Genomic DNA, 25,429 nt, shown 5'->3' on the forward strand with positions numbered 1-25,429 from the left:
TGTGGGCGCCCCGCCGCCGACGTCGGCGGCCTCGGCACCCGACACCGGCAGCACGACCGCGAGCGCCGTCCCTGCCACCGCCGCCCGCACCAACTGCCGCCGTGTCCTCGCGGAACCTCTCGCACGCTGTCTGTTCATGCCGTCCTCTCGACGCGGTGGACATGCCGACGGCATCCGATCATGAAGCGCCCGCCGGCGGAAGACCGCAGGCCGGCCCCCGCGCACAACAGCCGGGAGAGGCCGGCCCCTTGCCGAGGCATAGGATCGGGGCGTGGGGGAACGGACCTGTCCGACGAGAGCGCGCGCCGTCTCGGCAGCGGTCGCGCTCGGCGTGCTTGCCGGATGCGGCCCGCCGGCAGCCGGCACCGACCCCGCCCCGCCGACCGACACGAAACGGTCCGCGCCGCAGGCGCCGCCCGCCGGTGTCCGCTTCGACTACCAACTCGGCGGTGCCTCCCCGCTGCCCGACGGCGCAGGGCTCGTCGTCCGCGACAGCACGGCTTCCCCCGCCCCGGGCGTCTACAACGTCTGCTACGTCAACGGGTTCCAGACCCAGCCGGCCGCACGCGGAACCTGGCTGGCGCACCACCGCGACCTCGTCCTCGACGACGCCGAGGGCCACCCCCTCGCCGACGAGGAGTGGCCGGACGAACTCCTCCTCGACACCTCGACCGCCTCCGGCCGGGCCCGCCTGACCGACGTGCTCGGCGAATCCGTGGCCCGCTGCGCGAAGAAGGGCTTCGAAGCCGTGGAGATCGACAACCTCGACTCCTTCACCCGCTCCCGCGGCGCGCTCACCCCCGAGGACAACTTCGCTCTCGCGGCGGCGCTCGCCCGCACCGCCCACGCCGCCGGCCTGGCGATCGGCCAGAAGAACGCAGCCGAATTCACCGCACGCGGCAAGCAGGCGGGCTTCGACTTCGCCGTCGCCGAGGAGTGCGCGCAGTACGACGAGTGCGCCTCGTACACCCGCGTCTACGGCGCCCGCGTCCTCGACGTCGAGTACACCGACAACCTGGACACCGACTTCTCCCGGGTATGCCGCGCCCCCGACACTCCCCGGTCGACGATCCTCCGCGACCGCGCCCTGGCCCCGGCCGGCCAACACGACCACGTCTACCGCCGCTGCTGACGGCGCCGACCGCCGCCGCACCACCGCACGGGCACGCCGAGCCCCGCACCTCTGCTGGCTGCCGCTGCCCGCAGCGGGCTCTCGGCCTTCCTGCTCTCAGAGCCTCGGACGAAGTCCATCCCCGGCAGACGATGCGGCGCCGGGCGGATCTCGCGCTCCTCGTCGGAAGAGTGGACGAAAACCCGGCCCAGAGCCTCGGCCCACCACTGCCCAGGCCTCACAGGCACGCCGGAAACCCCAACCGCCTTGTATGCGCGCCGAGTCAGAAGCGGGCGCCCGCAGGCCGAACCACCCCTCGGTGCGGTCGGTCTCCGCGCCGCCGGTCACGCGCGCCGTTTCCCGTGCATACGGTGGCGCGAGCGAGGAACCCGAGCCGCGGATGTGGGAGTGCTACCGCGGCCGTGGCGCCCCGGTGCGCTCCGGTCGGAAGCCGACGAGGAAGGCGGTCCCCGGCATGGTCCGTAAGAAGGTGGAAGGCGACGAGGACGAACGTCGCGCCGCAGCCCACGAGGCCGAGAAGGCGGGCGACCGGCCGAGCGCCCGGGGCGAGACCACGGGCGCCTCGAAACAGCCCCGCCACCTCAAGGGCGGCGACGCCGCCTCCCACGAGAAGAAGGTGGGAGCCCTGCACCGCGGGAAGCAGGAGTGGAGAGCGGGCGACCTCGCCGAGGAGGACGTGTACGACAAGGCGGCGACCGAGCCGACCCGCGACTTCCGGGACCGCGGCACCCAACCGTACGACGCGCGGCACGAGAGGGTCTTCCGCGCACTCGCCGAGAGGGAGGAGGCAACGGGCGGCGAGGCGGTCCCCCTCCACGACGTGGCGCAGGAAGCCGGACTGCCCCTCGAGGAGACCCGCGTGGTCCTGCACGACCTGGTGTCGGTCCACCGCCTCGCCAACGAACTCCAGGAGAGCGAGGCGGGAGCCCTGTACCAGGTCGCCTCCCGCGCCTGACCCCGGCCCGCCCGGCGGACGGGGATGGCTACCCGACGTCCCCGCGAGATCGCCCGAAGTGGCCGGAGAGCCGACGGAGTCCCCCCGTGGCCCGCCCTCGCCGCTCGCCCGCGTCCCCGTACGGAGCGACGACCGCGGGCGGGATCTCCGCGTCGACCAGGAAGTGCAGCACCACCGGTGACTCACACCGCAGCGCCGCATCCCAGGCCGCGCCCACCTGCTTGGGCACTTCGCAGCGCACGCTCTCCATACCGGCAAGCCGGGCGAAGTCGGCACAGGAAAAGCCGACCGCCGCACCGGAAGCCCCGCGCCTGGACAGGAGCAGACCGGGATCGACGCCGTCGAGTACGCAGAGCACCAGGGCGGACCCACCGTCGAACCGGCGCCTGACCGCCAGCAGACTCTCCGCCCCGGTCTCCCGGAAACGGTCGCCGTCGAGGAGGGCGATCACCGGCCGATCCGGGTGGGCCAGACGAGCCGCGACCGCGTACGGCAGCCCTCCGCCCCTGGTGGCCCGGTTCTCGGCGACGACGGCACGCATCCCGTTGCGCAGAGTGAGGTTGCGAGCCCACCATGCCGCCACCGGCCCGGAGTCGGCGGTGAGCACGGTGCGCTCGGGAAGCCGCGCGGAGAGTTCGGCCGCGACGGCCTCCGGGTTGACGACGCGGCCGAAGTGGCGGCGGGCCCTGCTGTCGCGCTCCTCCCGCCACGTCCGCACCTCCTTCTCGATCCACCCCCGCCAGCCTCCGTCGGTGCGGCGCTCCAGCCGGGGCACGAGCGCCTCCAGGGCCTCGACCGGGAGTCCCGGCAACTCCACGTCCGCGGGGAAGCCGTCCGCGTCCTGTCCGACGGCGACCACACGGACCCGCGCCGGCTCCGGCAGCCACTCACCGTGCGGGAACCCGCCGCCGACGACGAGGAGGCTGTCGCACCGCGCCAGCATCCGGCGCGTGGCCGGAGTGGCCAGCGGCCCGGCGGCCCCAGTGACGAGCGGCAGGTCGTCGGGGAGCACGTCGCGGGCCGCCGCGGTCTTGGCAATGCCTGCACCCAGCACCTCGGCCGCCCCCAGCGCCCCGCCGCCGGCGTCGCACGCGCCGCGGCCGAGGACGACGGCGGGGCGGCTCCCTCGCCCGAGGAGGTCGGCCGCGCGCTGCACGGCGGCCTCGTCCGGCAGCGGAAGCGAAGAGCCGTCGCCTGCGGTCCTGGAGTCGGCTGCCGCCGCCTTCGCAGCCAGTACGTCCCGCGGCACGACGACCACGGACACACCGCGCCGATCCGCGGCCGCCGCGAAGGCCTCGTCGAGCAGCCGCGGAAGGTCCCCCGGCCGCGCGGCAGTTGACGCGTACTCGGCGACGTCGCGGAACAGCCGGTCGAGACGGCCCGAGTCATGCCGGGGCACCGACGGCGTCCCGGCGGTCAGGCCGACGAGGGCGACCACCGGTTGCCGGTCGAGCGCGGCATCGTACAGCCCTCCGAGCAGCCGCACGGCCGCCGCTTCGGACGAGACGACGCAGCAGCCCACCGAGCCGGTGAGCTTCGCATGGCCGCACGCAGCCACGGCCGCGTCCGCCGCGTCGGCCAGCCGGAACAGCTCGGGGCCGCCTTCGGGGACGGCGAACGGCTCACCGGTCTCCGCCGCGCAGCCGTACACCACCGTCACACCGCGCGCCCGCAGGTGCGCCCACACCGCGTCGGAGACCTGAGCCACTCCGTCCTCCTCGGTGAGTGCAGCGATCGGTCGGGGACTGCCGCAACCAAGACGGTCACGAAACTTCATGTTTGTCCGTTTTGCGGGGTTGGTATGCCTCGATGTCCGGGCGTCTGCCGCAAGGGCTGACGCGCGACGACCGCCCGGACCAACAGCCGGCGTCCCGGCGCCGATCGGTGGCGACTCGAAGAGGCACGAGGGAGGCGGACGGAGTGCCGGCGTCAGAGAGCCGCGGCGAGCGCGCGGCACGCAGCGGCGAACGCGTCGCCACGGCCCTCGACCAGCGGCTGCCGGTGATGCAGGCCGGACGGCAGTTCCTGCGGAAGGCGTTCCCCGACCACTGGTCCTTCCTGCTCGGCGAGATCGCCCTCTACTGCCTCGTCGTCCTCGTACTCACCGGCGTCTTCCTGACGCTCTTCTTCCAGCCGGGGATGGCCGAGCACACCTACGCGGGCTCCCACGCCCCGCTGCGGGGCGTACGGGTCTCCGACGCGTACGCGTCCGTGCTGCGCATCAGCTTCGACATCCGCGGCGGGCTCCTCATCCGGCAGATCCACCACTGGGCCGCGCTCGTCTTCGTCGCAGCCATCGGCCTCCACCTGCTCCGCATCTTCTGCACGGGCGCCTTCCGCCGCCCCCGCGAGGGCAACTGGATGATCGGCGTGACCCTCTTCCTGCTGGCGCTCCTCGAAGGGTTCTGCGGCTACTCGCTCCCCGACGACCTCCTCTCGGGGACCGGCCTGCGCACCGCCGAGGGCATCATGCTGTCCCTCCCCGTCGTCGGCAGCTACGTACAACTCTTCGTCTTCGGTGGCGAGTTCCCCGCCCACGACATCCTCCCGAGGCTCTACGCCGGACACGTACTGCTCCTGCCCGGCCTGCTGATCGCCCTGGTGACGGTCCACCTGATCCTCGTCGTCCACCTCAAGCACACCCAGTGGCCGGGCCCCCGCAGGACCAACCGGAACGTGGTGGGCAAGCCGCTCTTCCCCCAGTACACCGCCAAGTCCGTGGGCCTTTTCGCCACCGTCGCCGGAGCGCTCGCCCTGCTCGCCGCGCTCCTCCAGATCAACCCCATCTGGGACTTCGGCCCGTACCGCCCCGACCAGGGGTCCATCGACGCACAACCGGACTGGTACGTCGGCTTCCTGGAAGGCGCCCTCCGTCTGATGCCGGCGGCCGAGACGAACTTCGCAGGACACACCCTCGCCTGGGACGTCTTCCTCCCCGGCATCGTCCTCCCGCTCAGCCTCTTCGCGGTGCTCTACGCGTACCCCTTCCTCGAACGCTGGCTCACGGGGGACAGGGGCGAGCGGCACCTGTGCGACCGGCCGCGCAACCACCCCGTACGCACCGGCCTGGGCGCGGCCGGCGTCAGCGTCTACGCCGTCCTGCTGATGGCGGGCGGCCAGGACGTCCTGGCCTTCGTCTTCGAGGTGCCGATGGAATGGCTGACCTACGCCTTCCGCGCCGCGTTCTTCGTGGCCCCGCTGCTGGCGTACCGGCTCACCAGGCGCGCGTGCCTCGGACTCCAGGCCCGCGACCGCCGGCGCCTGCTCCACGGAGACCCGACGGGTGAGGTCCGCCGCTCCTCCGGAGGCGGATACCAGGAAGCCCACACCTTCCTCCCGGCGGCGGAGGAGGAGCACCTCCTCGTCCGGGACGCTCCTCGTCCGCTCGCCGCCGGCACCGAGCCGTCCCGCATCGTCCCGAGACACCGACTGCGCAACACGTTGAGCAACTGGTACTTCCGCGACCGCGTCGAGCTGCCCGCCGACGAGGCCCAGCGTCGACACGCCCGAGCCGTCCTGACCCCGCCCCAACGGGCCGCCGGCGGCGAAAGAACCGAGACTGGAGGCACCGCGCACCACCCGGGCGAGCCGGGCTCCGCTCCGTAGCAACCCCTCCGGCGAAGGAAGATGCCGCTCATGACCGAACAGGGACCGCCGCAGCCGGGCGCCGACCATCCGCCGCGCATGGGCTTCTTCACCGACACCTCGGTCTGCATCGGCTGCAAGGCGTGCGAGGTGGCGTGCAAGGAGTGGAACGCCGTCCCCGCGGACGGCCTCGAGCTGACCGGCATGTCCTACGACAACAGCCGCCGGCTCGGCTCCGAAACATGGCGGCACGTCGCCTTCATCGAGCAGCGCAAGCCGCTCGGCGGCCAGGAACCCGGCGTCAGCCACGACGACGTCGACATCTTCCGGGCCGCATCCGGTCTTGGCGTCACCATCGCCTCCCCGGGGCCCGGCGCCACCGCCCCCGAGGACGCGCTCCCCGGCGCCCCCGCAGGCGAGACCTCGCCCATTGCACCCGACGGCCGCACCGAACTGCGCTGGCTGATGTCCTCCGACGTCTGCAAGCACTGCACCCGTGCCGCCTGCCTCGACGTCTGCCCGACCGGATCGCTCTTCCGCACCGAGTTCGGAACCGTCGTCGTCCAGGAGGACATCTGCAACGGCTGCGGCTACTGCATCCCCGCCTGCCCCTACGGCGTCATCGACCAGCGGCCCGACGACGGACGGGCCTGGAAGTGCACCCTCTGCTACGACCGGCTCGGCGTCGGCGCGGAGCCGGCATGCGCCAAAGCGTGCCCGACCGACTCGATCCAGTTCGGCCCCCTCGAAGAACTCCGGGAGCGAGCGGCCTCCCGAGTCGCGCAGCTCCACGGGGCAGGCGTCCTCGACGCCCGGCTCTACGGAGAGGACCCGCAGGACGGCGTCGGCGGCGACGGCGCCTTCTTCCTCCTCCTCGACGAGCCGGAGGTGTACGGACTCCCGCCCGACCCCGTCGTCACGACCAGGGACCTGCCGTCGATGTGGCGGTACGCGGCCGCTGCCGCCGTGACCCTCATCGCCGGAGTCGCCGTCAGCTTTCTCGAAAGGAGCCACCGTTGAGCGAGTCCGACGTCACCCCCGCGGGCGTCCGCGGTGCACGCCCGGGCCGGGAAGCGGTCACCGGTCGCGCCGCCGGCCGCCGCCGGCGCGGCGGGCGGGGAGAGCGGCCCGTGGTCCCCGAGGCGGAGTTCTCGACGTACTACGGCATGCCGGTCCTCAACCCACCGAGGTGGGAGGCGCTCGACATCGCCGGCTACCTCTACCTCGGCGGCCTCGCCGGCGCCTCCTCCCTCCTCGCGGCCGGCGCCCACCGGACCGCACGGCGCCGGCTGGCTCTGGCCGCCAAGTCCTCGGCCACCGGGGCCGTTTCCCTCTCCCTCGTCGCGCTCATCCACGACCTCGGCAGGCCGGAACGGTTCCTGAACATGCTGCGCGTCTTCAAGCCCACCTCGCCCATGAACGTGGGCTCCTGGCTGCTCGCCGGATACGCGCCGCTGACGATGGCCGCCCTGCTGAGCGACGTCTCCGGGAAGTACCGCCCGGCCGGTGCGGCGGCGACCGCAGGTGCCGCGGTGCTCGGCCCCGCCGTCACCACCTACACGGCCGTGCTCCTCGCCGACACCGCCGTCCCGTCGTGGCACGACGGCTACCGCCAACTCCCGTTCGTCTTCGCCGGATCGGGCGCCGCGGCAGCAGCCGGAGTCGGCCTCCTCGCCGCCCCCCTGGCGGAGACGGCCCCGGCATGCAGGCTCGCTGCGCTCGGAGCCGCGCTCGAACTCGGCAACACGGAGCTGATGAAGCGGCGTATCGGCCTGACCTCGGAACCGCTCGAGCAGGGCCGCGCAGGCACCCTCATGCGGACGTCGAAGGCGCTGACCGTCGGCGGTACGCTCCTCGCCGTCTGCGCGGGGCGGCGCAGCCGCGTAGCGGCGTCGGTCGCCGGCGCCGCCCTGCTCGCGGGGTCGGCCATGCTGCGCTTCGGCGTCTTCCGGGCGGGCGTCGCCTCGGCGAAGCACCCGAAGTACACGGTCGTACCGCAGCGCGCCAGGCTGCAGAAGCAGCAGAACAAGCCGGGCACCGCGACGAGTTGACGCCGCTCAGGCGGTACGGCGCCCCCACGGCGGCAGCCCTTCCTCCTGCGCGCGCTCCTCGTCCACCACCCACCGCCAGGTCGTCCCCATGGCGAAGACGCCCACGGGCAGCATGCTGACGATCATGGCCAGTCCGCCCGCACCGTGCCCCGCCGCGATCATGCCGACGGCCGGAAGGTCGAGCAGAGGAGCGGCGAGAAAGAGGTAGACGCAGCGTCCGGCCTCACCGAGTCGGCGCTGCGTACCCAAGACGGGCAGCCAGAACACGAAGGCCGCACAGAGCAGCACCGCTTCGAGCACGCCGCGCCCGACCGTCCCCAGGGGCACCACCAGGCCCCCGAGGGAAGCGACCGCGTGCACCACGACGAACAGCGGAAGCGCCACCCCCGCAGGAAGCGCGACCAGCCGCCAGAAGGGAGACCGCCGCGTCGCCGCGACCACGGCCGGAACCAGCACCGCGACCGTGAAGCCGGACCACGCCATCGCCGCCACCCCGGAGTGCGGTCCCTCATTCATCCCCGGCACCCCGCCCCCGCACGGCGCCGAGGAGGAGCGCGCAGCCGAGCAGCGGCACGGCGACCGCCAGCAGCCACCACCCGTGGACGAACCCCAGACCGAGGACCGCAAGACCGACGGCGGCCGGAAGCACGGCCACCCCGCCCCGCCCGGGCAGACGGTAGCCCACGTGCTGCTCGGGCCCGGCCAAGGACGACAACAGCACGGCGAGCGCCGCGAGTTCGAGGAGAGCGACCACGCCGCCCCAGAGCCAGTAGACCAGCGAACTCTCCCCGTACACGGCGAGGACCGCGAGCAGCACGCCGTTGAACAGGCCCCAGGCCGCGACCACGACGAACGCCGGATGCCTCGTCACGAGGCGCCGCCCTCCGACGCCCGGCCTTCCGGCACGGCCCCCGAGGCCGCGCGCTGCCGCAGGTCCAACAGCGGCGCGTTGCTGGTGATCGGCGGCAGCGGATGCCGCGGGGTGAAGTTCAGGCGGGGAGGCGGGGACGACGTCGCCCACTCCAGCGCATGCGCACCCCACGGATCGTCGGGGGCGGGCGAGGGACCGCGCAACGTCCGCTTGCGGAACGTCCATGCCACGTTGACGACGAAGGCCGTCACGCCCAGCGCCAGCACCCCGGCACCGCAGGAGGCGAGAAGGTTGAGCAGGCCGAAGCCGTCGAAGGACGCGTACGAGGCGACCCGCCGCGGCATGCCGACGTAGCCGAGCCCGAACATCGGGAGGAACGTGAGGTTGGTGCCGACCACGAGCAGCCAGAAGTGGATTCTGCCCAGCCGCTCGCTCAACATCAGCCCGGTGACCTTCGGGAACCAGAAGTACACCGCGGCGAAGAGCCCGAATGCGCTGCCCGCGAAGAGCACGTAGTGCAGGTGCGCGACGATGAAGTAGCTGTCGGTGACGTGGTAGTCGATGACCGGCGTCCCGACCATGATCCCCGTGAGCCCGCCGATGAGGAACTGCGGAATGAACGCCAGCGCGAAGAGCATCGGTACCCGGAACACCAGCCGGCCGGTGAGGACGGTGCCGACCATGCCGAAGTACTCGACGCCGGCCGGGACGAGCAGCACCAGGGAGGTGAGGGAGTAGTAGTCGTTGGCGACCTGGCCCGTGGTGAACATGTGATGCCCCCACACGCTCATCGACAGCGCCGCGAACGCCAGCAGCGACAGGACCGTACCCCGGTACCCGAAGAACCGGCGCCCCGAGAATGCCGCCAGCACCTCGGCGACCGCCCCCAGGTAGGGGAAGAACATCACGTAGACCACGGGATGGCCGTAGAACCAGAACAGGTGCTGGTAGCCGATGTTCCACACGTTCGACGCGAAGATCGACGGGTCCGCCCGCCCGGCGGCCAGCAGCCCCAGCGCGGCGAGCAGCGAGGGGAACGCACCCATGACCATTAGGCAGGTGGCGACCATGGACCAGGAGAACAGCGGCATCCGCAGCATCGTCATGCCTGCCGCCCGTCTGCGGAGCGCCGTCCACAACACCGCCCACCCGGCGATGATCATGCCGACGGTGGCGAGGAAGACCCCGACGATCCACAGGTCCGAGCCGACGCCCGGCGAGTGCTGCCGGTCGGCCATCGGCGGGTAGGAGAACCAGCCGTCCGCGTGCGCCCCTTCGGAGGTGGCGAAGCCGGAGAGCATGACGAGGGCGCCGAGAGCGTAGAGCCAGAAGCCCAGGAGCGTGGCCCGGGGAAAGGCGATGGCGGGGGCGCCGACCTGCAACGGGACGAGATAGACGCCGAGGCCGATCGCGAACGGCGTCATGACCAGGTAGATCATGCCGGAGCCGTGCATGGTGAACAGCTGGTTGTAGACCCCGGGCGCCACCAGGTTCTCTTCGGGCTGCGCGAGTTGACCGCGCATGAGCAGGGCGAGCAGGCCCATCAGGAGCATCAGGAGCAGCGCGGTGCCCATGGTCAGCAGACCGATGCGCTTGTGGTCGGTGGTGGTCAGCCAGCGCAGCCAGCCGCCCGACGCCACCGCCCGCCGGTCGGGGGAGTCGGTGGTCGGCGCGGTGGCGGCTTCGGTCATGCCCTGGCCGTACTGGCGCCCGCGTGGGCGTCGACCCACTGCTCGTACTCCTCGGGCGACACCGCCTTGAACCAGAAATCCATGGTGGAGTGCCGCTCTCCGCAGAACTCCGCGCACCGCCCCTTCCATCGGCCCTCGCGGTCGACGGTCAGCGTGAAGGTGTTCCGGTGGTCGGGGAACGCGTCCATCTTGTACCGCAACTCCGGCACCCAGAGGGAGTGGATGACGTCCTTGGACGTCAGCGTGAACGTGACGGGTCGGCCCGTCGGCACGACGACCGTCGGCTGCTGCTTCCCCCGGCAGGCGCCGCTGACCTGGAGCGGCTTCTCCGCCTGCGGATACCCGAACGACCAGCACCACTGGAACGCCGAGACGTCGATACGCACCGGCTCTTCGCGCTTCGGGTCCTGCTCCCGGTGGTTCTGCCACGCGGTGTAGCCGACGAGGAGGACTGCGACCGAGGCGAGCGCCGCGACGTAGTACCCCTCCAGCCCCGGCCGCTCCGCGCGCTGCGACGCACTGACGCCCGCACCCGCACGGCGGCGCACCAGGCAGAAGGCGAGCAGCCCGAGCACGGCGACGAAGACGAACCCGGCAATGACCGTCTCCACGAGGAGAACCTCGCCGAAGACCTGCCGCCGGTTCACCGGAGCCTTCCGGAAAGGACGCTCCCCGGCGTGCGGTCGAGCGGCCGCGAGAGTCCCCCTCCGCCGAAGCGGACCGGCCTACGACCGACGGCGCAACGCATCGACCACTCCTGTCATGACGAACCTGAGGCGACAGCCGGACACTACGGACCGTGTTCACCCGGCGGCGAGCGGACACACCGTCGGACGCGACGAGCAGCCGCGCCCGTGGACACGGCACCGCGGCCGCCGCGCCGCCGCACCGTTCACGTGAGAGCATCGGCGAGCGAGCCCGGAACGGGAGCCCGGAGGACACGGGCGACCGGACGGAAGCGAGGAAAAGGGACGGCCCATGGGCGTGCGGACCTGGATCGAATCGTGGCCGGTCTACCGGCAGTTGACGGGCAGCGACCCGCTCGGCCGCGGCGCCGCAGCCAAGAGCGCCGTGAGCGAGCACCTCGCCCCTCGCCTCGGCACCGCCGACAGGATCGTCAAGTCGGTCTGCCCGTACTGCGCCGTCGGCTGCGGTCAGAACATCTACGTCGAGGACGAGCGGATCACCCAGATCGAGGGCGACCCCGACTCCCCGGTCTCGCGCGGCCGGCTCTGCCCCAAGGGCGCCGCAAGCCTCCAACTCACCACGGGCTCGGCACGCGAGCACCGCGTCCTGTACCGGCGCCCCCACAGCACCCGTTGGGAGCGGCTCGACCTCGCCACGGCGATGGACATGATCGCCGACCGCGTGGTCAAGTCCCGCCGGGAGGGCTGGCAGTGGGAAGCCGACGGTTCCCGCACCCGCCGCACGCTCGGCATCGCGAGCCTGGGCGGCGCCACCCTGGACAACGAGGAGAACTACCTCATCAAGAAGTTGTTCACGGCTCTCGGGGCGGTACAGGTGGAGAACCAGGCGCGTATTTGACACTCCGCCACCGTTCCCGGTCTGGGAACCTCGTTCGGCCGCGGCGGCGCGACCACCTTTCAGCAGGACCTCCAGCACTCCGACTGCATCGTCGTCCAGGGCTCCAACATGGCCGAGTGCCACCCCGTCGGGTTCCAGTGGGTGATGGAGGCGAAGGCCCGCGGGGCCAAGCTGATCCATGTCGACCCGCGCTTCACCAGGACCAGCGCCCTCGCCGACGTGCACGTACCGCTCCGCGCCGGAACCGACATCGCCTTCCTCGGCGGCGTCGTCAACTACGTCCTCCGGCACGAGAAGTACTTCCGCGACTACGTGCTCGCCTACACCAACGCCGCCGTCGTCCTCACCGAGGAGTACCGCGACACCGAGGACCTGGACGGCGTCTTCTCCGGCCTCGACCCGGAGAGCCGCACCTACGACAACAGCACCTGGCAGTACGAGGGCGTGGACGTGCAGGCCGCTTCGGGCCATCGCTACCAGGAGCCGGAAGCCGGCGGCTCGATCAGCGCCGCTTCGCGCGGTGAGGCGCACGGTTCGGGCGGTGCGGCCGTCGGCGAAGGAGAGCCGGAACGGGACGATACCCTCACCCACCCGCGGTGCGTCTTCCAGGTCCTGCGGCGGCACTACGCCCGGTACACACCGGAGTTGGTGGAGGAGGTGTGCGGGGTACCGCAGCAGCAGTTCCTCCAGGTGTGCCGCCTGGTCACCGAGAACTCCGGACGCGACCGCACCACCGCGTTCGCCTACGCCGTCGGCTGGACCCAGCACACGGTCGGAGTGCAGTACATCCGCGCGGCCTCGATCCTCCAGTCCCTCCTCGGCAACATCGGCCGGCCCGGCGGCGGCATCCTCGCGCTGCGCGGACACGCCTCCATCCAGGGCTCGACCGACATCCCCACCCTCTTCAACCTGCTGCCCGGCTACATCCCGATGCCCCACGCCCACAAGGCGGAGGACCTCGAGAAGTTCGTCGACGCACTCGCGCCCCGCAAGGGCTACTGGGGCAACATGCGCGCCTACCTCGTCAGCCTCCTCAAGGCGTACTGGGGCGACGCCGCGACCGAGGACAACCAGTTCTGCTTCGACTACCTGCCCCGCCTCACCGGCTCGCACAGCACCTACGACACCATCACCGCCCAGCTCGACGGAGTCTGCAAGGGCTACTTCCTGATGGGCGAGAACCCGGCCGTCGGCTCCTCCAACGCCAAACGGCAACGCCTCGGCATGGCCGCCCTCGACTGGCTCGTGGTACGCGACTTCTCCCTCGTGGAGTCCGCCACCTGGTGGCACGACGGCCCCGAGATCGAGACCGGCGAACTGCGCACCGAGGACATCGGCACCGAAGTGTTCTTCCTCCCGGCCGCCGCCCACACCGAGAAGGACGGCAGCTTCACCAACACCCAGCGCATGCTCCAATGGCACCACCAGGCAGTCGAGCCGCCCGGGGACGCCCGCAGCGACCTGTGGTTCATGTACCACCTCGGCCGCATCATCAGAAACAAACTCGCGACCTCCGACGACGAGGCCGACCGCCCCCTGCTCGACCTGGACTGGCAGTACCCGACGAAGGGCCCCCTCGACGAACCGGACGCGGAAGCAGTGCTCGCCGAGATCAACGGCCACGACGCCGAGGGCCGCCCACTCGCCTCCTACGAACAGCTCCGAACGGACGGCTCCACCTCCTGCGGCTGCTGGATCTACTGCGGCGTCCGCGCCGACGGCGTCAACCAGTCAGCGCGCCGCAAGCCAGGCAAGGAACAGAACTGGGTGGCCAACGAATGGGGCTGGGCCTGGCCCGCCAACCGCCGCATCCTCTACAACCGGGCGTCCGCCGACCCCGACGGCGCACCGTGGAGCGAACGCAAGGCCCTGGTGTGGTGGGACGCGGAGCAAGGCCAGTGGACCGGCCACGACATTCCCGACTTCGCCAAGAACAAGCCCCCGGACTACCGACCCCCCGAGCAAGCCACCGGTGCCGAGGCCCTCACCGGCACGGACGCGTTCGTCATGCAGGCCGACGGCAAGGCATGGCTGTACGTACCGGCAGGACTGGCCGACGGTCCCCTGCCCACCCACTACGAGAGCCAGGAATCCCCGTTCGACAACCGGCTGTACACCCAGCAGCGCAACCCCGTACGCGACATCGTGCCGACCCGCCCCGAGAACTACTACCAACCCAGTGGCTCCGCACCCGGCGCCGACGTCTTCCCCTACGTCGCGACCACCTACCGCCTCACCGAACACCACACCGCGGGCGGCATGTCCCGCTGGCAGCCCTACCTCGCAGAGCTACAACCCGAGTTCTTCTGCGAGGTCTCGCCCGAACTCGCGGCGGAACGCCGCCTCGCGCACACCGGGTGGGCCACGATCGTCACCGCGCGCGGCGTCGTCGAAGCGCGCGTACTCGTCACCGACCGGATGGCGCCCCTCACCGTCCAGGGACGCACCGTCCACCAGATCGGCCTGCCCTACCACTGGGGACCCAACGGCTACTCCACGGGCGACGCCGCCAACGAACTCACCCACATGTCACTCGACCCCAACACCCACATCCAGGAGTCCAAGGCACTCACCTGCGACATCCGCCCCGGCAGGCGCCCACGCGGTCCAGCGGTCGTCCAACTCGTCCGGGACTACCGCCGGTCGGCCGGAATCGACGAACACACCGGCACCCAGCAATGACGGTCGCTCAACGCACCACCACGCTCCGTTCCCCCCGCGGCACCAGCTCACCCACGACGGGCGCCCCCGGCACCTCGCCCGCCACCAGCAGCCCGCCCGAGGTCTGCGCGTCGGCCAGCAGCAGCCGCGTCTCCTCATCCACCGCACCGAAGTCGGTGAACGGGGCCACCCACTCCAGGTTCCGCCGCGTACCACCGCTGACGTATCCGTCCCGCACCGCCTCCCGCGCTCCGTCGAGGTACGGCACGGACCCGGCATCGACGAGCGCGCTCACCCCGGACGCCCGAGCCAGCTTGTGCAGATGCCCCAGCAGCCCGAACCCGGTCACGTCCGTCGCACACCGCGCCCCGGCGGCCAACGCCCCCTCTGCCGCACCGCGGTTGAGCGTCACCATCGTCTCGACCGCCTGCGCGAACCGTTCCCCGGTCGCCTTGTGACGGTTGTTCAGCACACCGAGCCCCAGCGGCTTCGTCAGCGACAACGGCAGCCCGGCAACCCCCGCGTCGTTCCGCAGCAGCCGCTCCGGATCGGCGACCCCGGTCACGGCCATCCCGTACTTCGGCTCCGGATCGTCGACGCTGTGCCCACCGCCAACGTGACACCCCGCCTCGGCGGCGACGTCCAGACCGCCGCGCAGCACCTCCCTCGCCAGGTCCAACGGAAGCAACTCGCGGGGCCAGGCCAGCAGGTTGACGGCCATCAGCGGACGCCCGCCCATCGCGTACACGTCCGACAGCGCGTTCGCCGCCGCGATCCGCCCCCAGTCGTACGCCCCGTCCACCACCGGCGTGAAGAAGTCCGCCGTCGAGACGACCGCGGTACCGCCCTCCCGCGGACCCGGCAGCCGCACCACCGCCGCGTCGTCCCCGGTCTCCACTCCGACGAGCAGCTCGCCCGACCCGGCCGGCGGCACCCGCAGACCGGCGACCATCTCCTCCAGCTCGCCGGGCGGAATCTTGCAGGCGCAACCGCCGCCGTGCGCGTACTGCGTCAGCCGCACCAGCCCGCCGGCGCTCTCCTCGCCCCCTGCCACGGCTTCGTCCTCGATCGACGTCATCCTTCTTCTCCTCTCTGCGCGTACTCCGCCACAGCCGGTCGAACTACCGATAGTTTGTCCCCGTTCGCCCGGCTCATACCGGACGAGGAGGCGTGTGGGTGCCTGGTGGCCCTCCCGGTCTTCAAAACCGAGGTGCCCGAGGACCTCGGGCAGGCGGGTTCGATTCCCGTCCGCCTCCGCTCCAACCGCCCTGCCGCGCAAGCCGGTTGACGTTCACCGCCCGCTCCCGGCCGTCCGGCAGCGCCGGCGGACGTCGTCCAGGCGCTCCGTGCGGCCCTGCCGGTCCAGGCACTCCAGCAACGGGACAGCCACCCGCCGCGACGTGTCCAGCGCCTGCCTCGCCTCGCTCAGCGTGAACGGTCCCCCCAACCCGGCCAGAACCTCGGCCGCCCGCACGTCCGCCCCCGGCAGCAGCACGATCCCGTCCGCCACCTTCCACAACGCCTCCGCCGCACACGCCGCGGCCAACTCCCGTTTCCGCAACCCGAGTTCGGCGAGACGCCCAGCCTCCGGCGCCCGGAACGGAGCAGCCGCGAGATCCCGACGCACCGCCTCGACCGCCTCCCGCACCCCGGCAGGCAACCTGGGCCGCTCCGCCTCCCCGTACAGCCTCCCCTCCCGCTGCCGCAGCGAACGAGCATCCCTCGCCCCCAACAACGCGCCCACCAGACCGCGTTCGGGCAGACCCAGCGCCCGCCGCGCCGCTTCGGTGCTCAACCCCGGGTCCAACGGATGACGTTCGGCATGCGCAGCCACCGCGGCCTCCAACTGCTTCCCCAGACCGGCCCAGTGAGCAGGATCGGCGAACCACCCGTCGGCCACCTCGACACCCGCAACGGGCACCCCCATGGCGAGAAGATCGTCCCCCCGTACCAGACCGCGCCGCCGCACCTCGTCCGCCCCGTCCGGCACACCGCTCATGCCCTCGAGCTCCACCGCCCGCGCGGCGGCCGCACCCCGCCGCGCCAGCCGCGGCGGCCGCACGTCGAGGACGGTGACCCCACCCGCAATCCGGTGCAACCCCGGATCACGCAGCAGAGCCCGGTCACCGACGCGCAGCGGCAGCGACCGCCCGAGCGAGAGCCGCACCGTGTCCCGCCCCAGCGGCCGCACACCCACCGGCACCGCAGCGGCCCCGACGTGCAGCACGAGCCGACGCGGCAGCGCACCGGCCTCGTCACCCCGCAACCGCACATCCACCAGGTCGGCGCCGGCCCAACGCCCCGGCGTCACCAAAGCACCCCCACGCCGAATGCGCCCCTCACCCGCACCGTGCACATCGACGGCCACCCGCGCCACCGCTTCCGCCTCCGCGCGCTCCTCCCCGAGACACTGCAACCCCCGCACCCGCACCGTCGCCCCCGCGGCAGCACCGTCCGCGACGTCGAGCCGCTCACCGACGCGGAGCCTCCCTCCGCCCAGCGTCCCGGTGACCACCGTTCCGCGACCGCGCACGGTGAACACCCGATCCGCCCACAGCCGTACGTCCGCCTCCCGATCCGCGTCCGGCAAAGCAGCCGCGAGCCGCACGAGCGCCGCCCGCAACGCCCCCATCCCCTCCCCGGAGACCGCGCTCACCGACACCGCTTCGACTCGCCCCAGAGAACTCTCAGCGACCCGCCCTTGCGCCTCCCGCAACACCGGCCCCGGATCGGCGAGATCGCTGCGCGTGACCACCAGCAGCCCGTCCCGCACCCCCAACGCGTCGACGATCGCGAGGTGTTCCTCCGACTGCGGCTGCCACCCCTGATCCGCCGCGACCACCAGCAGCACGGCAGGAACAGGCCCCACGCCGGCGAGCATGTTCCCGACCAACTTCTCGTGCCCCGGCACATCCACGAACGCGAGCGACCCCCCACCCGGCCCGAGCGGCCCCCAGACGAACCCCAGATCCAGAGTGAGCCCCCGCCGCCGTTCCTCCTCCCACCGGTCCGGCTCCATACCGGTGAGCGCCCTGAGCAGCGTGGACTTCCCGTGATCGACGTGCCCGGCCGTCGCCACCACGTGCACCGCTCTCAGCTCCCCGAAACAGCGCGAACGGCACCCGCGAGCACCTCGTCCAACTCCTCACCCACGGCCCGCACGTCCAGCAGACAGCGCCCCTCCTCGACGCGCCCCACCACCGGCGGCGACCCCGCACGCAACCGCTCCGCAAACCACTCGGGCAGCGAGACGGCCGCGCTCGCCAACCCCACCCCCGGAGCACCACCACCCCCCACAGCCGCTTCGACGCACACCGCCCGCGCATCCACCCCGGCATCGCGCAGCAACCCCGCCACCCGCTCGGCACGCACCCGCAGCGCCCCCACCTCCGCGTGCAACGCCGCATGCGTCGGCGTCTCAGGCCCGCGCACGGTCGCCTCCAACGCCGCGAGAGTCAACTTGTCGACGCGCAGCGCCCGCGACAGCGGATGCCGTGCCATCCGCCGCACCAACTCCTCCTCGCCCAGGACCAGACCGCACTGCGGGCCACCGAGCAACTTGTCCCCACTGGCCGTCACGAGCGAGGCCCCCGCGCGCAACCAGCTCCGCGCATCCGGCTCCTCGGGCAGCACCGGATCGGGCGCGAGCAGACCGGAACCGATATCGGCGACGACCGGCACACCCAGCCGCGCCAACTCGGCGACCTGCGCACTGCGCGTGAACCCGGAGATCCGGAAGTTCGACGGATGCACCTTCAGCACGAAACCCGTCCCGGGCCCCACCGCCTCGGCATAGTCCGCCGGCGACGTCCGGTTGGTCGTCCCCACCTCCCGCAGCCTGGCCCCCGTCGAGACCAGCAGATCCGGCAGCCGGAACCCGTCCCCGATCTCCACCATCTCGCCACGGCTGACGACGATCTCCCTGCCGCTCGCCAGCGCCGTCGCAGCCAACACCAGGGCGCCGGCCCCGTTGTTGACCACATGGGCCGCCTCCGCATCCGGCACCGCGCCAAGCAGCGCGTCGAGAACCGTCCGCCCGCGTCGCGACCGTCGGCCGCTTTCCAGGTCCCACTCCACGTCGGTGCATCCGCAAGCATCGGCCACCGCCTCACGAGCCGCAGCCGACAAGGGCGCACGCCCCAGATTGGTGTGGAGTACCACCCCGGTCGCGTTGATGACCGGCCGCAAGCCGCCACACGTACGAGGCAGAGCCGCCACCGCGATGTCCGCCACCGCATCGACCGGCACCGCACCCTGCCGCGCCCGCTCCTGGGCGGCCCTCACAAGAGGCTTGACCACGCCCGCGCCCAGCCGCGCCACAGCCGCCGACAGCCGCGGATCGGCCAGCACGGCATCGGTACGAACGACCCGTCGCCGCGCATCGACCGCTCCGTCCACGTGCATCTTCCGCCTCTCCGCCGCATCCGACCCCGCAGCCTGGACAACGCGGATATCGGCACGGCGACACGGAACAACGGCCGTCCGGGCGTAGCCGCCTACGGCGACAACTTGCCGCCGGCACTCACCGAGACCCTCTCCCCGCGCGGGCAGTGCACGAGCGAGCCCTCCCAGCCCCGTTCCTCCACCTGGCGCAGAAAGGCATCGAGCGGCGAGCGGAAGACGGAGTAATCGTCGTAGTGCACCGGAAGAGCCTGCCGCGGCCGAACCATCTCGAGCATGTCGGCTCCCTGACGGCCGTCCATGGTCACGAGCAGCCCGCCCGGCAACGTGGTGCCGCCGAGGTGGAGGACGGCGAGGTCGAGGTCCGGACAGCGGCGGGCGATCTCCTCGATGCCGGGAAACATGAGCGTGTCCCCGGTGAGGTAGATGCGCAGCTGTACCGGCCCGCCCAGGTCGCCGAACTCCAGCAGGCTCCCCATGACGGGCGGCAGCAGCCGGGCGGCCGCCCCACGGGCGTGCACCCCGGGCAGAGAGGTCACCCGGACCTGCTGCCGAGTACCGACGAGGAGCTGACCCTCCCAGGTCTGCAGGCCCACGGCCCGACGGAACCCGTGCACCCCTTGAAGGCGCCGTGCGGCGTGCGGGGTCGTCACTACAGGCAGTGAGCGGTCCAGGTGCCGGCGCGTGACACGGTCCCAGTGGTCCCCGTGCAGGTGGGAGAGAACGACCGCATCGAGATCCTGGGGTAGTTCCCGCACGCCCAGGGCTGGTTCGCTCAGACGTTCGGAGGCGAGGCCGTGGCCGAGATAGGCCCGCTGCCCGCGGTGCAGAAAGTTCGGATCGGTGAGCAGCGTGACGTCGCCGAACCGGATGAGCAGGGTGGCGGTGCCGATGAAGTACAGCTCCGCGGAAGGCGTGGCCATAACGTGTCTCCTCCGTCCGGCAACGTGTGCAAACGGCCGGGTTTCACGACCCTGCCGCCGCACACACCCGTCGACGGGCCGATCTCGACGACGCGTGCCACGGTTGTACGAGGCCTGTTTTGTTGGCAGGCCATTGTGAAGCTGTGGTAACTCGGCGCAATGGTGTCTGTTGGGACAGGGGTACCGGTGCCGCAACTGACGGCCACGCGCAACAAACCGAGACGCAAGGCGAATTGGCGGAGAACCAGCACCGTCGAGGGCGAACTCGAAAGCCGGCACAGGTATTTGTTCCACTGGACGATCGAGCAGACCACGGGCGACGAGCGGGACTCGGATTCCTCGACACTGGCAACCGTGCCGACGTCGACCGGCTGGCATCACCACTCGAAGTGACGGAGTCGCCGATCAGATCGACCAGCCTGGTTCGGGAACGGTGGCACGTCGGCGACTCTGTGGCCGTTTCTGCGCCGTGTCTGCTGCGCCCCACTTTGGAGGCATGCAAGGGTACGCCCAGACACGAAAGATCCGGTGTTTCGGGAAGTTTCGCATTCAGCGCACCTTATGAAGTGGAGGCCACGTGCTCCTCAGCTTTCAGGAGCGGGAACGGCTGATGATCTATGCAGCGGCCAAGCTCGCGCAGGAACGTAAGGAGCGCGGCCTGCGGTTGAACCTTCCCGAGGCGACGGCGTACCTCTCCTTCTTCCTCCTTGAAGGAGCTCGGGAGGGTAGGACCAAGGCGGATCTCCAGGAGGCCGGTCGGCACGTGCTCGGCCGGGAGGACGTGCTGGACGGAGTCCCGGAGATGCTCGGCCAGGTACACGTCGAAGCGACCTTTCCCGACGGTACGAAGTTGGTGGCCGTCCAGGGACCCATCCAATGAGCGGCCGTGAGCCGCGGCCCGGCACGGGGAGCGACCTCGTCCCCGGCTCCGGCAAGGGAGAGTCGATCGGCCTGGTCCAGCCCGGTGCGGACTCGGGCGAACAGCCCGGCACTCCCGGGCAAATCCTGTACGGCGACCAGCTGGTGACCATCAACCCGGGCCGGCCCGTAACGGAGCTTTCCGTCGTCAATACGGCCGACCGTCCGATCAGCGTGGGGTCGCATTACCACTTCGCCGAAACCAACCCGGCGCTGGAGTTCGACCGCGAACGTGCCTGGGGACAACGGCTGAACGTCCTGGCGGGCAGCATGCTGCGCTTCTCTCCCGGCACGACGGTCCAGGTCGAACTCGTTCCGCTGGGCGGCAGGCGCATCGTGCGCGGCCTGCGTGGCGCCTGCGGAGGTGCGCTCGATGGCTGAGATCGACCGGCACGAGTACGTCGCCTCTCTGGGCCCGACCACCGGCGACCGCATCCGTCTCGCCGATACGGACCTCTTCATCGAGGTGGAGGAGGACCGCTGCGTTGGCGGCGACGAGTACGTCTTCGGCGGCGGAAAGTCGGGCCGTGAGTCACAAGGTCAGTCGCACGCTACCCGAGCAGAGGGCACCCCCGACCTGATCATCTGCGGAGCCGTGGTTCTGGACCACTGGGGCGTGATCAAGGCGGATGTCGGCATCCGCGACGGCCGCATCGTCGCGCTCGGCAAGTGCGGTAACCCCGACATCATGGACGGCGTGCATCCCGACCTCGTAGTGGGACCTTCCACCGAGATCGTCAACGCCAGCGGGCTCCTCATGACCGCCGGAACCGTCGACACCCACGTGCACTTCGTCAGCCCCGACATGTCCGTAGTGGCTCTGGAAGCTGGGAGCACCACGCTTGTGGGCGGGGGCACCGGACCGACCGACGGCTCAAAGGCCGCACTGGCCACCCCTGGCGGCTGGTGGATGGAACGGATGTTGGAAGGCTTCGACAGCTGGCCCGTCAACATTCTCTTCCTCGGCCGGGGCACCACGGTCTCCGAGGAAGCACTGTGGGAACAGCTGCGCTCAGGAGTCGGAGGCTTCAAATGCCACGAGGACTGGGGCGCCACTCCAGCCGCCATCGACACGGCGCTGCGGGTCGCCGACGCCTCGGGCGTCCAGGTCGCCGTACACAGCGACACCCTCAACGAGGCCGGCTTCGTGGAAGACCTGCTGCGGTCGGTGGGCGGCCGCACTTTCCATGCTTTCCACACCGAGGGAGCCGGAGGGGGCCACGCGCCCGACATCATCAGGATCGCCGCCGAGCCCTACGTTCTGCCGTCTTCGACAACACCGACCCGTCCTTTCACGGTCAACACCGCCGACGAACAGCTCGACATCTGCCTGATCGCCCACCATCTCAACCCCAAGATCCCTGCCGAGCTGGCCTTCGCCGAGAGCCGGGTAAGAGCCTCGACCATGGCAGCCGAAGACATCCTGCTGGACATCGGTGCCATTTCCGCAATGAGTTCCGACGCACAAGCCATGGGCCGCCTCGGGGAAGTTGTTCGCCGTACCTGGCAGACCGCCCACGTGATGAAGAAACTGCGCGGCTCATTGTCCGGTGACGATCGGGCCGACAACAACCGAGCCCGCCGCTACGTCGCCAAATACACCATCGTCCCTGCCCTCGTCCACGGCCTCGAACGCGAGGTCGGCTCTGTCGAACCGGGCAAGCTGGCGGACCTGGTGCTATGGGAGCCGGCACTTTTCGGGGTGCGCCCGACCACCGTCTACAAGTCCGGTATGGCCGCCATGGCCCTCCTCGGCGACCCGAACGCCGCCGTTCCCACGCCCCAACCGGTCCTTCCCCGGCTGGGCTACAACGTCCACACCAGGGCAGCGGCGGCCACCAGCGTGGCCTTCGTGGCCCAGGCCGCTGTGGACGACAGGCTCGCCGAGCGGGTGGCGGTCAATCGCAAGCTGGTGCCGGTGGAGGACGTGCGCGGCCGCACCAAGGCCGACTTGCCGCAGAACGACGCCCTTCCGTCGATCGAGGTGGATCCCGACACCTTCACCGTGCGCATTGACGGACAGGCCGTCGAGCACGAACCGGCTACCGAGCTCCCCATGAACCACCGCTACTTCCTCTTCTGACGTGTCCGAGGACGAGGCCCCGGGCCAGGTCAGGAAAGCGACTCGATGCCGAGGTCCGGAGGAGGCCGACTTCCGCGTCGCGCCACTCCTGCTGCTGGCGGACGGCCGCTTCCCCGCTGGCGGCCATGCACATTCCGGTGGGCTGGAGGCAGCTGCCGCTGCCGACCGGGTCCATGACCCGATCACCTTGGAGGGCTTCTTGGAAGGACGCCTTGCCACCAACGGGCTGACTTCCGCTGCGTTCGCTGCCTCGGCGTGCGCCGCGGCCGCCCGTACGTTCCGTGGCCCCGGAATTCCGGCGCGCTTCCATGAGCTGGACCATGAGTTGACCGCACGTACGCCGGCCCCGGCGCTAAGAGCCACCTCGCGGAAACTGGGTCGGCAGCTGCTGCGAGCCGCCCGAGCGGCCAGTCCGGACCCGTTGCTTGACGCGCTCACGACCGCGTGGTCCGAGGGGCCGCACCAGCCTCTCGTCCTGGGGGCAACCGCGCAGGCCTTTGGTCTCACACCGCATGCCGCCGCGGCAGCCGCGCTACACGAGGCCGCCACGGGACCCGCCACCGCGGCTGTCCGGCTCCTGGGCCTGGACCCGTTCGCCGTTCACGCTCTCCTGGCTCACCTGGCCCCTCAACTCGACGCTCTGTCCCACCAGGCCGCGGCACTCGTCGACGAGCCACCGAGCGAACTGCCTGCTTCCGGCGCCCCGCTGTTGGACATCTCAGCCGAACACCACGCAACCTGGGAGGTGCGTCTCTTTGCATCGTGACGACCCCGCCGAAGTCCTGCCCCCGACTGCTCTCGCAAGCTCCTCGCTGTCCTCCGGTAGTGTGCCCGGTACCCTGCCCCGGTCCCCGGGCCGCCCGTTGCGCATCGGTCTTGGCGGACCTGTCGGCTCGGGGAAGACCGCCCTCGTCGCCGCCCTGTGCAGCTCCCTGAGAGAAGAGCTTCAACTGGCAGTTGTCACCAATGACATCTACACCACCGAGGACGCCGATTTCCTGCTGCGCAACGGCGTGCTGCCTGCTGACCGGGTACGAGCGGTCGAGACCGGCTGCTGCCCGCACACAGCCATCCGCGATGACATTTCCGCCAACCTCGAAGCGATCGAGGACCTCGAACGCAGCCTGCCCCCGCTCGACCTCGTGCTCGTCGAGAGCGGCGGCGACAACCTCACTGCCACGTTCAGCCGTGGGCTCATTCACCATCAAATCTTCGTCGTGGATGTCGCCGGGGGTGACAAGGTGCCCCGCAAGGGCGGACCCGGAGTGACCAGCTCCGACCTTCTGGTGATCAACAAGACCGACCTGGCGGCACAGGTCGGCGCCGATCTGTCAGTAATGGCACGGGACGCCGAAGCTCAGCGGGGCGACGGCCCGGTGTGCTTCGTGTCGCTGACCGAGGGATCCAAAGCAGCTTCGGTGACGGCCTGGGTGCGCGAGCGGCTCCTCGCAACGGTCAGCTGAGGAGCATCAGCGGTGCAGGCATTGGCGCAGCTGGCCACCGAGACGACCCCAACCCGCGGCGGAAGGCATAGCACCCGTGTCACCAAGCTGCGGCCGAACTGGCCCCTGATGCTGCGGGCCACTTCGCCGTCCGTACCCGGTCGTGTCTTCGCCTGGGCCGGCCAAGACGTCGCTCCGGCTGGCGTCTGCCTGGCTGCAGGCGCAGCCGGTCCACTGGGAGGAGACCAGCTGCGCCTGGAAGCCCATGTGGGGGAGGGCAGCGCTTTGGTCCTGGGCGAGATCTCCCCCACTCTGCTGCTTCCCGGTCCGCACGGGGCGGTCTCTCGCCTGGACATCCGGTTGCACGTCGGCGCCGGTGCCACACTGACGTGGCTCCCAGAGTTGACGATCGCGGCGCATGGCTGTCGGCACATCACCGACGTGCGCGTGACTTTGGAGGAAGACGCCAGGCTGCTGCTACGCGAAGAAGTCCTCTTCGGCCGACATGGCGAACAGCCCGGCGCCTACCGCCAGCGCCTTCGTGTCTTCGGCTCGGGCCGGCCTCTATACGATCAGGAACTGGCTGTGGGGCAACAGGCGCCGGGGTGGGCGGGGGCCGCGATCACTGCGAACAGACGGGCTTCGGGCACACTGCTCCTTATTGCTTCGTCTCACCGCTGTGAGCGCCTGTACGTTCCGGTAGCACAGGGAGCATACGCGCGGCTGATGCCACTGGCCGGGCACGGGCTGTTGTACAGCGCTCTGGCTTCCGATACGGGCACTTTGAGGCGGCAGCTCGACGAAACGGTCGAGTATTTCGTGCGCTACTTCGACCCCGCGGAACGTGATCTGCCTGAAGTCTCTCTCGGCAATCCTCAGAGGATCAACTGACGGACACGTCGAATGTAGCCGAGTGGAGATGGGCTTCTGCTCGAGTATCACAGTGGTGAACGGTGCTTAACGGGCGACCGCTGACACCTTTCCACTGACTGTCCACCGCTCTGTTGCTGACGAGGATAGGTGGTATGGAATATTGTTGTATCAGGGTTTTTCTGGGTCGGTCCTCAACTGAATTACTTACCAGGTTAGTTGGTGTTTTAGGTGTGTTCTATCGGCCGCTCACTTGGAAGTGAGCGTGCAGTAAGAGAAGTTGATGGCCTATCGGGGAAAA

The 25,429-nt window shown here is 70.7% G+C and carries 22 protein-coding genes and 1 tRNA gene; 14 read left to right on the forward strand and 9 right to left on the reverse strand.

Annotation, left to right across the window (positions count from 1 at the left end):
• The first annotated feature begins 271 nt into the window (after positions 1-271).
• Both UWG_RS0128045 and UWG_RS0128050 read left to right on the forward strand, forming a co-directional pair.
• On the forward strand, positions 272-1,132 hold the full coding sequence (locus UWG_RS0128045) for an endo alpha-1,4 polygalactosaminidase (protein WP_016910517.1): 861 nt from the start codon (positions 272-274) through the stop codon (positions 1,130-1,132).
• Between the two features lie 454 nt (positions 1,133-1,586).
• Entirely contained in the window at positions 1,587-2,087 is a 501-nt protein-coding gene (locus UWG_RS0128050; RefSeq protein ID WP_033196419.1) for a hypothetical protein, read from the forward strand.
• Positions 2,088-2,115: 28 nt separating this feature from the next.
• Here the strand turns inward: UWG_RS0128050 and UWG_RS0128055 are convergent, their stop codons facing one another.
• Positions 2,116-3,795: a thiamine pyrophosphate-binding protein gene (locus tag UWG_RS0128055; RefSeq protein ID WP_016910519.1), complete on the reverse strand. Its 1,680-nt coding sequence runs from the start codon at positions 3,793-3,795 to the stop codon at positions 2,116-2,118.
• A 212-nt stretch (positions 3,796-4,007) separates the two neighbouring features.
• Here UWG_RS0128055 and qcrB point away from each other — a divergent pair, with 212 nt between their 5' ends.
• From qcrB to nrfD, 3 genes are read left to right on the forward strand one after another with little or no spacing between them, the layout of a single operon-like run.
• Entirely contained in the window at positions 4,008-5,693 is a 1,686-nt protein-coding gene (gene qcrB, locus UWG_RS0128060) for a cytochrome bc1 complex cytochrome b subunit (RefSeq protein ID WP_016910520.1), read from the forward strand.
• A gap of 30 nt (positions 5,694-5,723) precedes the next feature.
• Positions 5,724-6,692, forward strand: a complete 969-nt coding sequence (locus UWG_RS0128065; protein ID WP_016910521.1) for a 4Fe-4S dicluster domain-containing protein — start codon at positions 5,724-5,726, stop codon at positions 6,690-6,692.
• Complete coding sequence (nrfD, locus tag UWG_RS0128070; RefSeq protein WP_016910522.1) at positions 6,689-7,723, forward strand: NrfD/PsrC family molybdoenzyme membrane anchor subunit; 1,035 nt, start codon at positions 6,689-6,691, stop codon at positions 7,721-7,723. The genes UWG_RS0128065 and nrfD overlap by 4 nt, the downstream gene beginning before the upstream one ends.
• Before the next feature lie 6 nt (positions 7,724-7,729).
• Here nrfD and UWG_RS33920 read toward each other — a convergent pair whose 3' ends face one another.
• Genes UWG_RS33920 through coxB form a run of 4 tightly spaced genes read right to left on the reverse strand, consistent with a single transcriptional unit; the run spans position 7,730 to position 10,932 of the window.
• Positions 7,730-8,239, reverse strand: coding sequence for a hypothetical protein (locus UWG_RS33920; RefSeq protein ID WP_237720309.1), 510 nt, complete (start codon positions 8,237-8,239; stop codon positions 7,730-7,732).
• On the reverse strand, positions 8,232-8,594 hold the full coding sequence (locus tag UWG_RS0128080; protein ID WP_016910524.1) for a hypothetical protein: 363 nt from the start codon (positions 8,592-8,594) through the stop codon (positions 8,232-8,234). The genes UWG_RS33920 and UWG_RS0128080 overlap by 8 nt, the downstream gene beginning before the upstream one ends.
• On the reverse strand, positions 8,591-10,285 hold the full coding sequence (locus tag UWG_RS31250) for a cytochrome c oxidase subunit I (RefSeq protein WP_106430021.1): 1,695 nt from the start codon (positions 10,283-10,285) through the stop codon (positions 8,591-8,593). Before UWG_RS31250 ends, UWG_RS0128080 begins: the two co-directional genes overlap by 4 nt.
• On the reverse strand, positions 10,282-10,932 hold the full coding sequence (gene coxB / locus UWG_RS0128090) for a cytochrome c oxidase subunit II (RefSeq protein WP_016910526.1): 651 nt from the start codon (positions 10,930-10,932) through the stop codon (positions 10,282-10,284). The genes UWG_RS31250 and coxB overlap by 4 nt, the downstream gene beginning before the upstream one ends.
• A gap of 331 nt (positions 10,933-11,263) precedes the next feature.
• Between coxB and fdh the strand changes: the two genes are divergently transcribed.
• Positions 11,264-14,512 (forward strand): formate dehydrogenase, encoded by a 3,249-nt coding sequence (gene fdh / locus UWG_RS0128100; protein WP_237720310.1) that lies wholly within the window; start codon positions 11,264-11,266, stop codon positions 14,510-14,512.
• A 7-nt stretch (positions 14,513-14,519) separates the two neighbouring features.
• Here fdh and selD read toward each other — a convergent pair whose 3' ends face one another.
• Positions 14,520-15,569, reverse strand: a complete 1,050-nt coding sequence (gene selD / locus UWG_RS0128105; RefSeq protein ID WP_016910529.1) for a selenide, water dikinase SelD — start codon at positions 15,567-15,569, stop codon at positions 14,520-14,522.
• Positions 15,570-15,655: 86 nt separating this feature from the next.
• On the opposite strand from selD, the gene UWG_RS33230 reads away from it, so the two are divergent.
• A tRNA-Sec gene (locus UWG_RS33230) sits at positions 15,656-15,753 on the forward strand.
• A 29-nt stretch (positions 15,754-15,782) separates the two neighbouring features.
• Here the strand turns inward: UWG_RS33230 and UWG_RS0128115 are convergent.
• From UWG_RS0128115 to UWG_RS0128125, 3 genes are all read right to left on the reverse strand, one after another.
• A complete protein-coding gene (locus UWG_RS0128115) occupies positions 15,783-17,579 on the reverse strand; it encodes a SelB domain-containing protein (RefSeq protein WP_016910531.1) in 1,797 nt (598 codons plus the stop codon).
• A 5-nt stretch (positions 17,580-17,584) separates the two neighbouring features.
• A complete protein-coding gene (gene selA, locus UWG_RS0128120) occupies positions 17,585-18,895 on the reverse strand; it encodes an L-seryl-tRNA(Sec) selenium transferase (protein WP_016910532.1) in 1,311 nt (436 codons plus the stop codon).
• Positions 18,896-18,987: 92 nt separating this feature from the next.
• Entirely contained in the window at positions 18,988-19,815 is an 828-nt protein-coding gene (locus UWG_RS0128125; protein ID WP_016910533.1) for an MBL fold metallo-hydrolase, read from the reverse strand.
• A 186-nt stretch (positions 19,816-20,001) separates the two neighbouring features.
• Here UWG_RS0128125 and UWG_RS33235 point away from each other — a divergent pair, with 186 nt between their 5' ends.
• The 7 genes from UWG_RS33235 to UWG_RS31260 all read left to right on the forward strand — a co-directional run bounded on the left by UWG_RS33235 (position 20,002) and on the right by UWG_RS31260 (position 25,149).
• Positions 20,002-20,208 (forward strand): hypothetical protein, encoded by a 207-nt coding sequence (locus tag UWG_RS33235; protein ID WP_157838608.1) that lies wholly within the window; start codon positions 20,002-20,004, stop codon positions 20,206-20,208.
• Between the two features lie 184 nt (positions 20,209-20,392).
• Entirely contained in the window at positions 20,393-20,695 is a 303-nt protein-coding gene (locus UWG_RS0128130; RefSeq protein WP_016910534.1) for an urease subunit gamma, read from the forward strand.
• A 71-nt stretch (positions 20,696-20,766) separates the two neighbouring features.
• The gene (locus UWG_RS0128135) at positions 20,767-21,114 is read left to right on the forward strand and encodes an urease subunit beta (protein WP_050988671.1); all 348 of its coding nucleotides are present in this window, start codon (positions 20,767-20,769) and stop codon (positions 21,112-21,114) included.
• Positions 21,107-22,816, forward strand: a complete 1,710-nt coding sequence (locus UWG_RS0128140; protein WP_016910536.1) for an urease subunit alpha — start codon at positions 21,107-21,109, stop codon at positions 22,814-22,816. Before UWG_RS0128135 ends, UWG_RS0128140 begins: the two co-directional genes overlap by 8 nt.
• A gap of 1 nt (position 22,817) precedes the next feature.
• Positions 22,818-23,582: an urease accessory UreF family protein gene (locus tag UWG_RS0128145; RefSeq protein WP_016910537.1), complete on the forward strand. Its 765-nt coding sequence runs from the start codon at positions 22,818-22,820 to the stop codon at positions 23,580-23,582.
• A 61-nt stretch (positions 23,583-23,643) separates the two neighbouring features.
• Positions 23,644-24,279, forward strand: coding sequence for an urease accessory protein UreG (gene ureG, locus UWG_RS31255; protein ID WP_237720311.1), 636 nt, complete (start codon positions 23,644-23,646; stop codon positions 24,277-24,279).
• A 12-nt stretch (positions 24,280-24,291) separates the two neighbouring features.
• Positions 24,292-25,149, forward strand: coding sequence for an urease accessory protein UreD (locus UWG_RS31260; RefSeq protein ID WP_078495759.1), 858 nt, complete (start codon positions 24,292-24,294; stop codon positions 25,147-25,149).
• The last annotated feature ends 280 nt before the right edge of the window (positions 25,150-25,429 follow it).

Source organism: Streptomyces xiaopingdaonensis (genome assembly GCF_000262345.1).
In the GTDB taxonomy this organism is placed as follows: Bacteria; Actinomycetota; Actinomycetes; order Streptomycetales; family Streptomycetaceae; genus Streptomyces; species Streptomyces xiaopingdaonensis.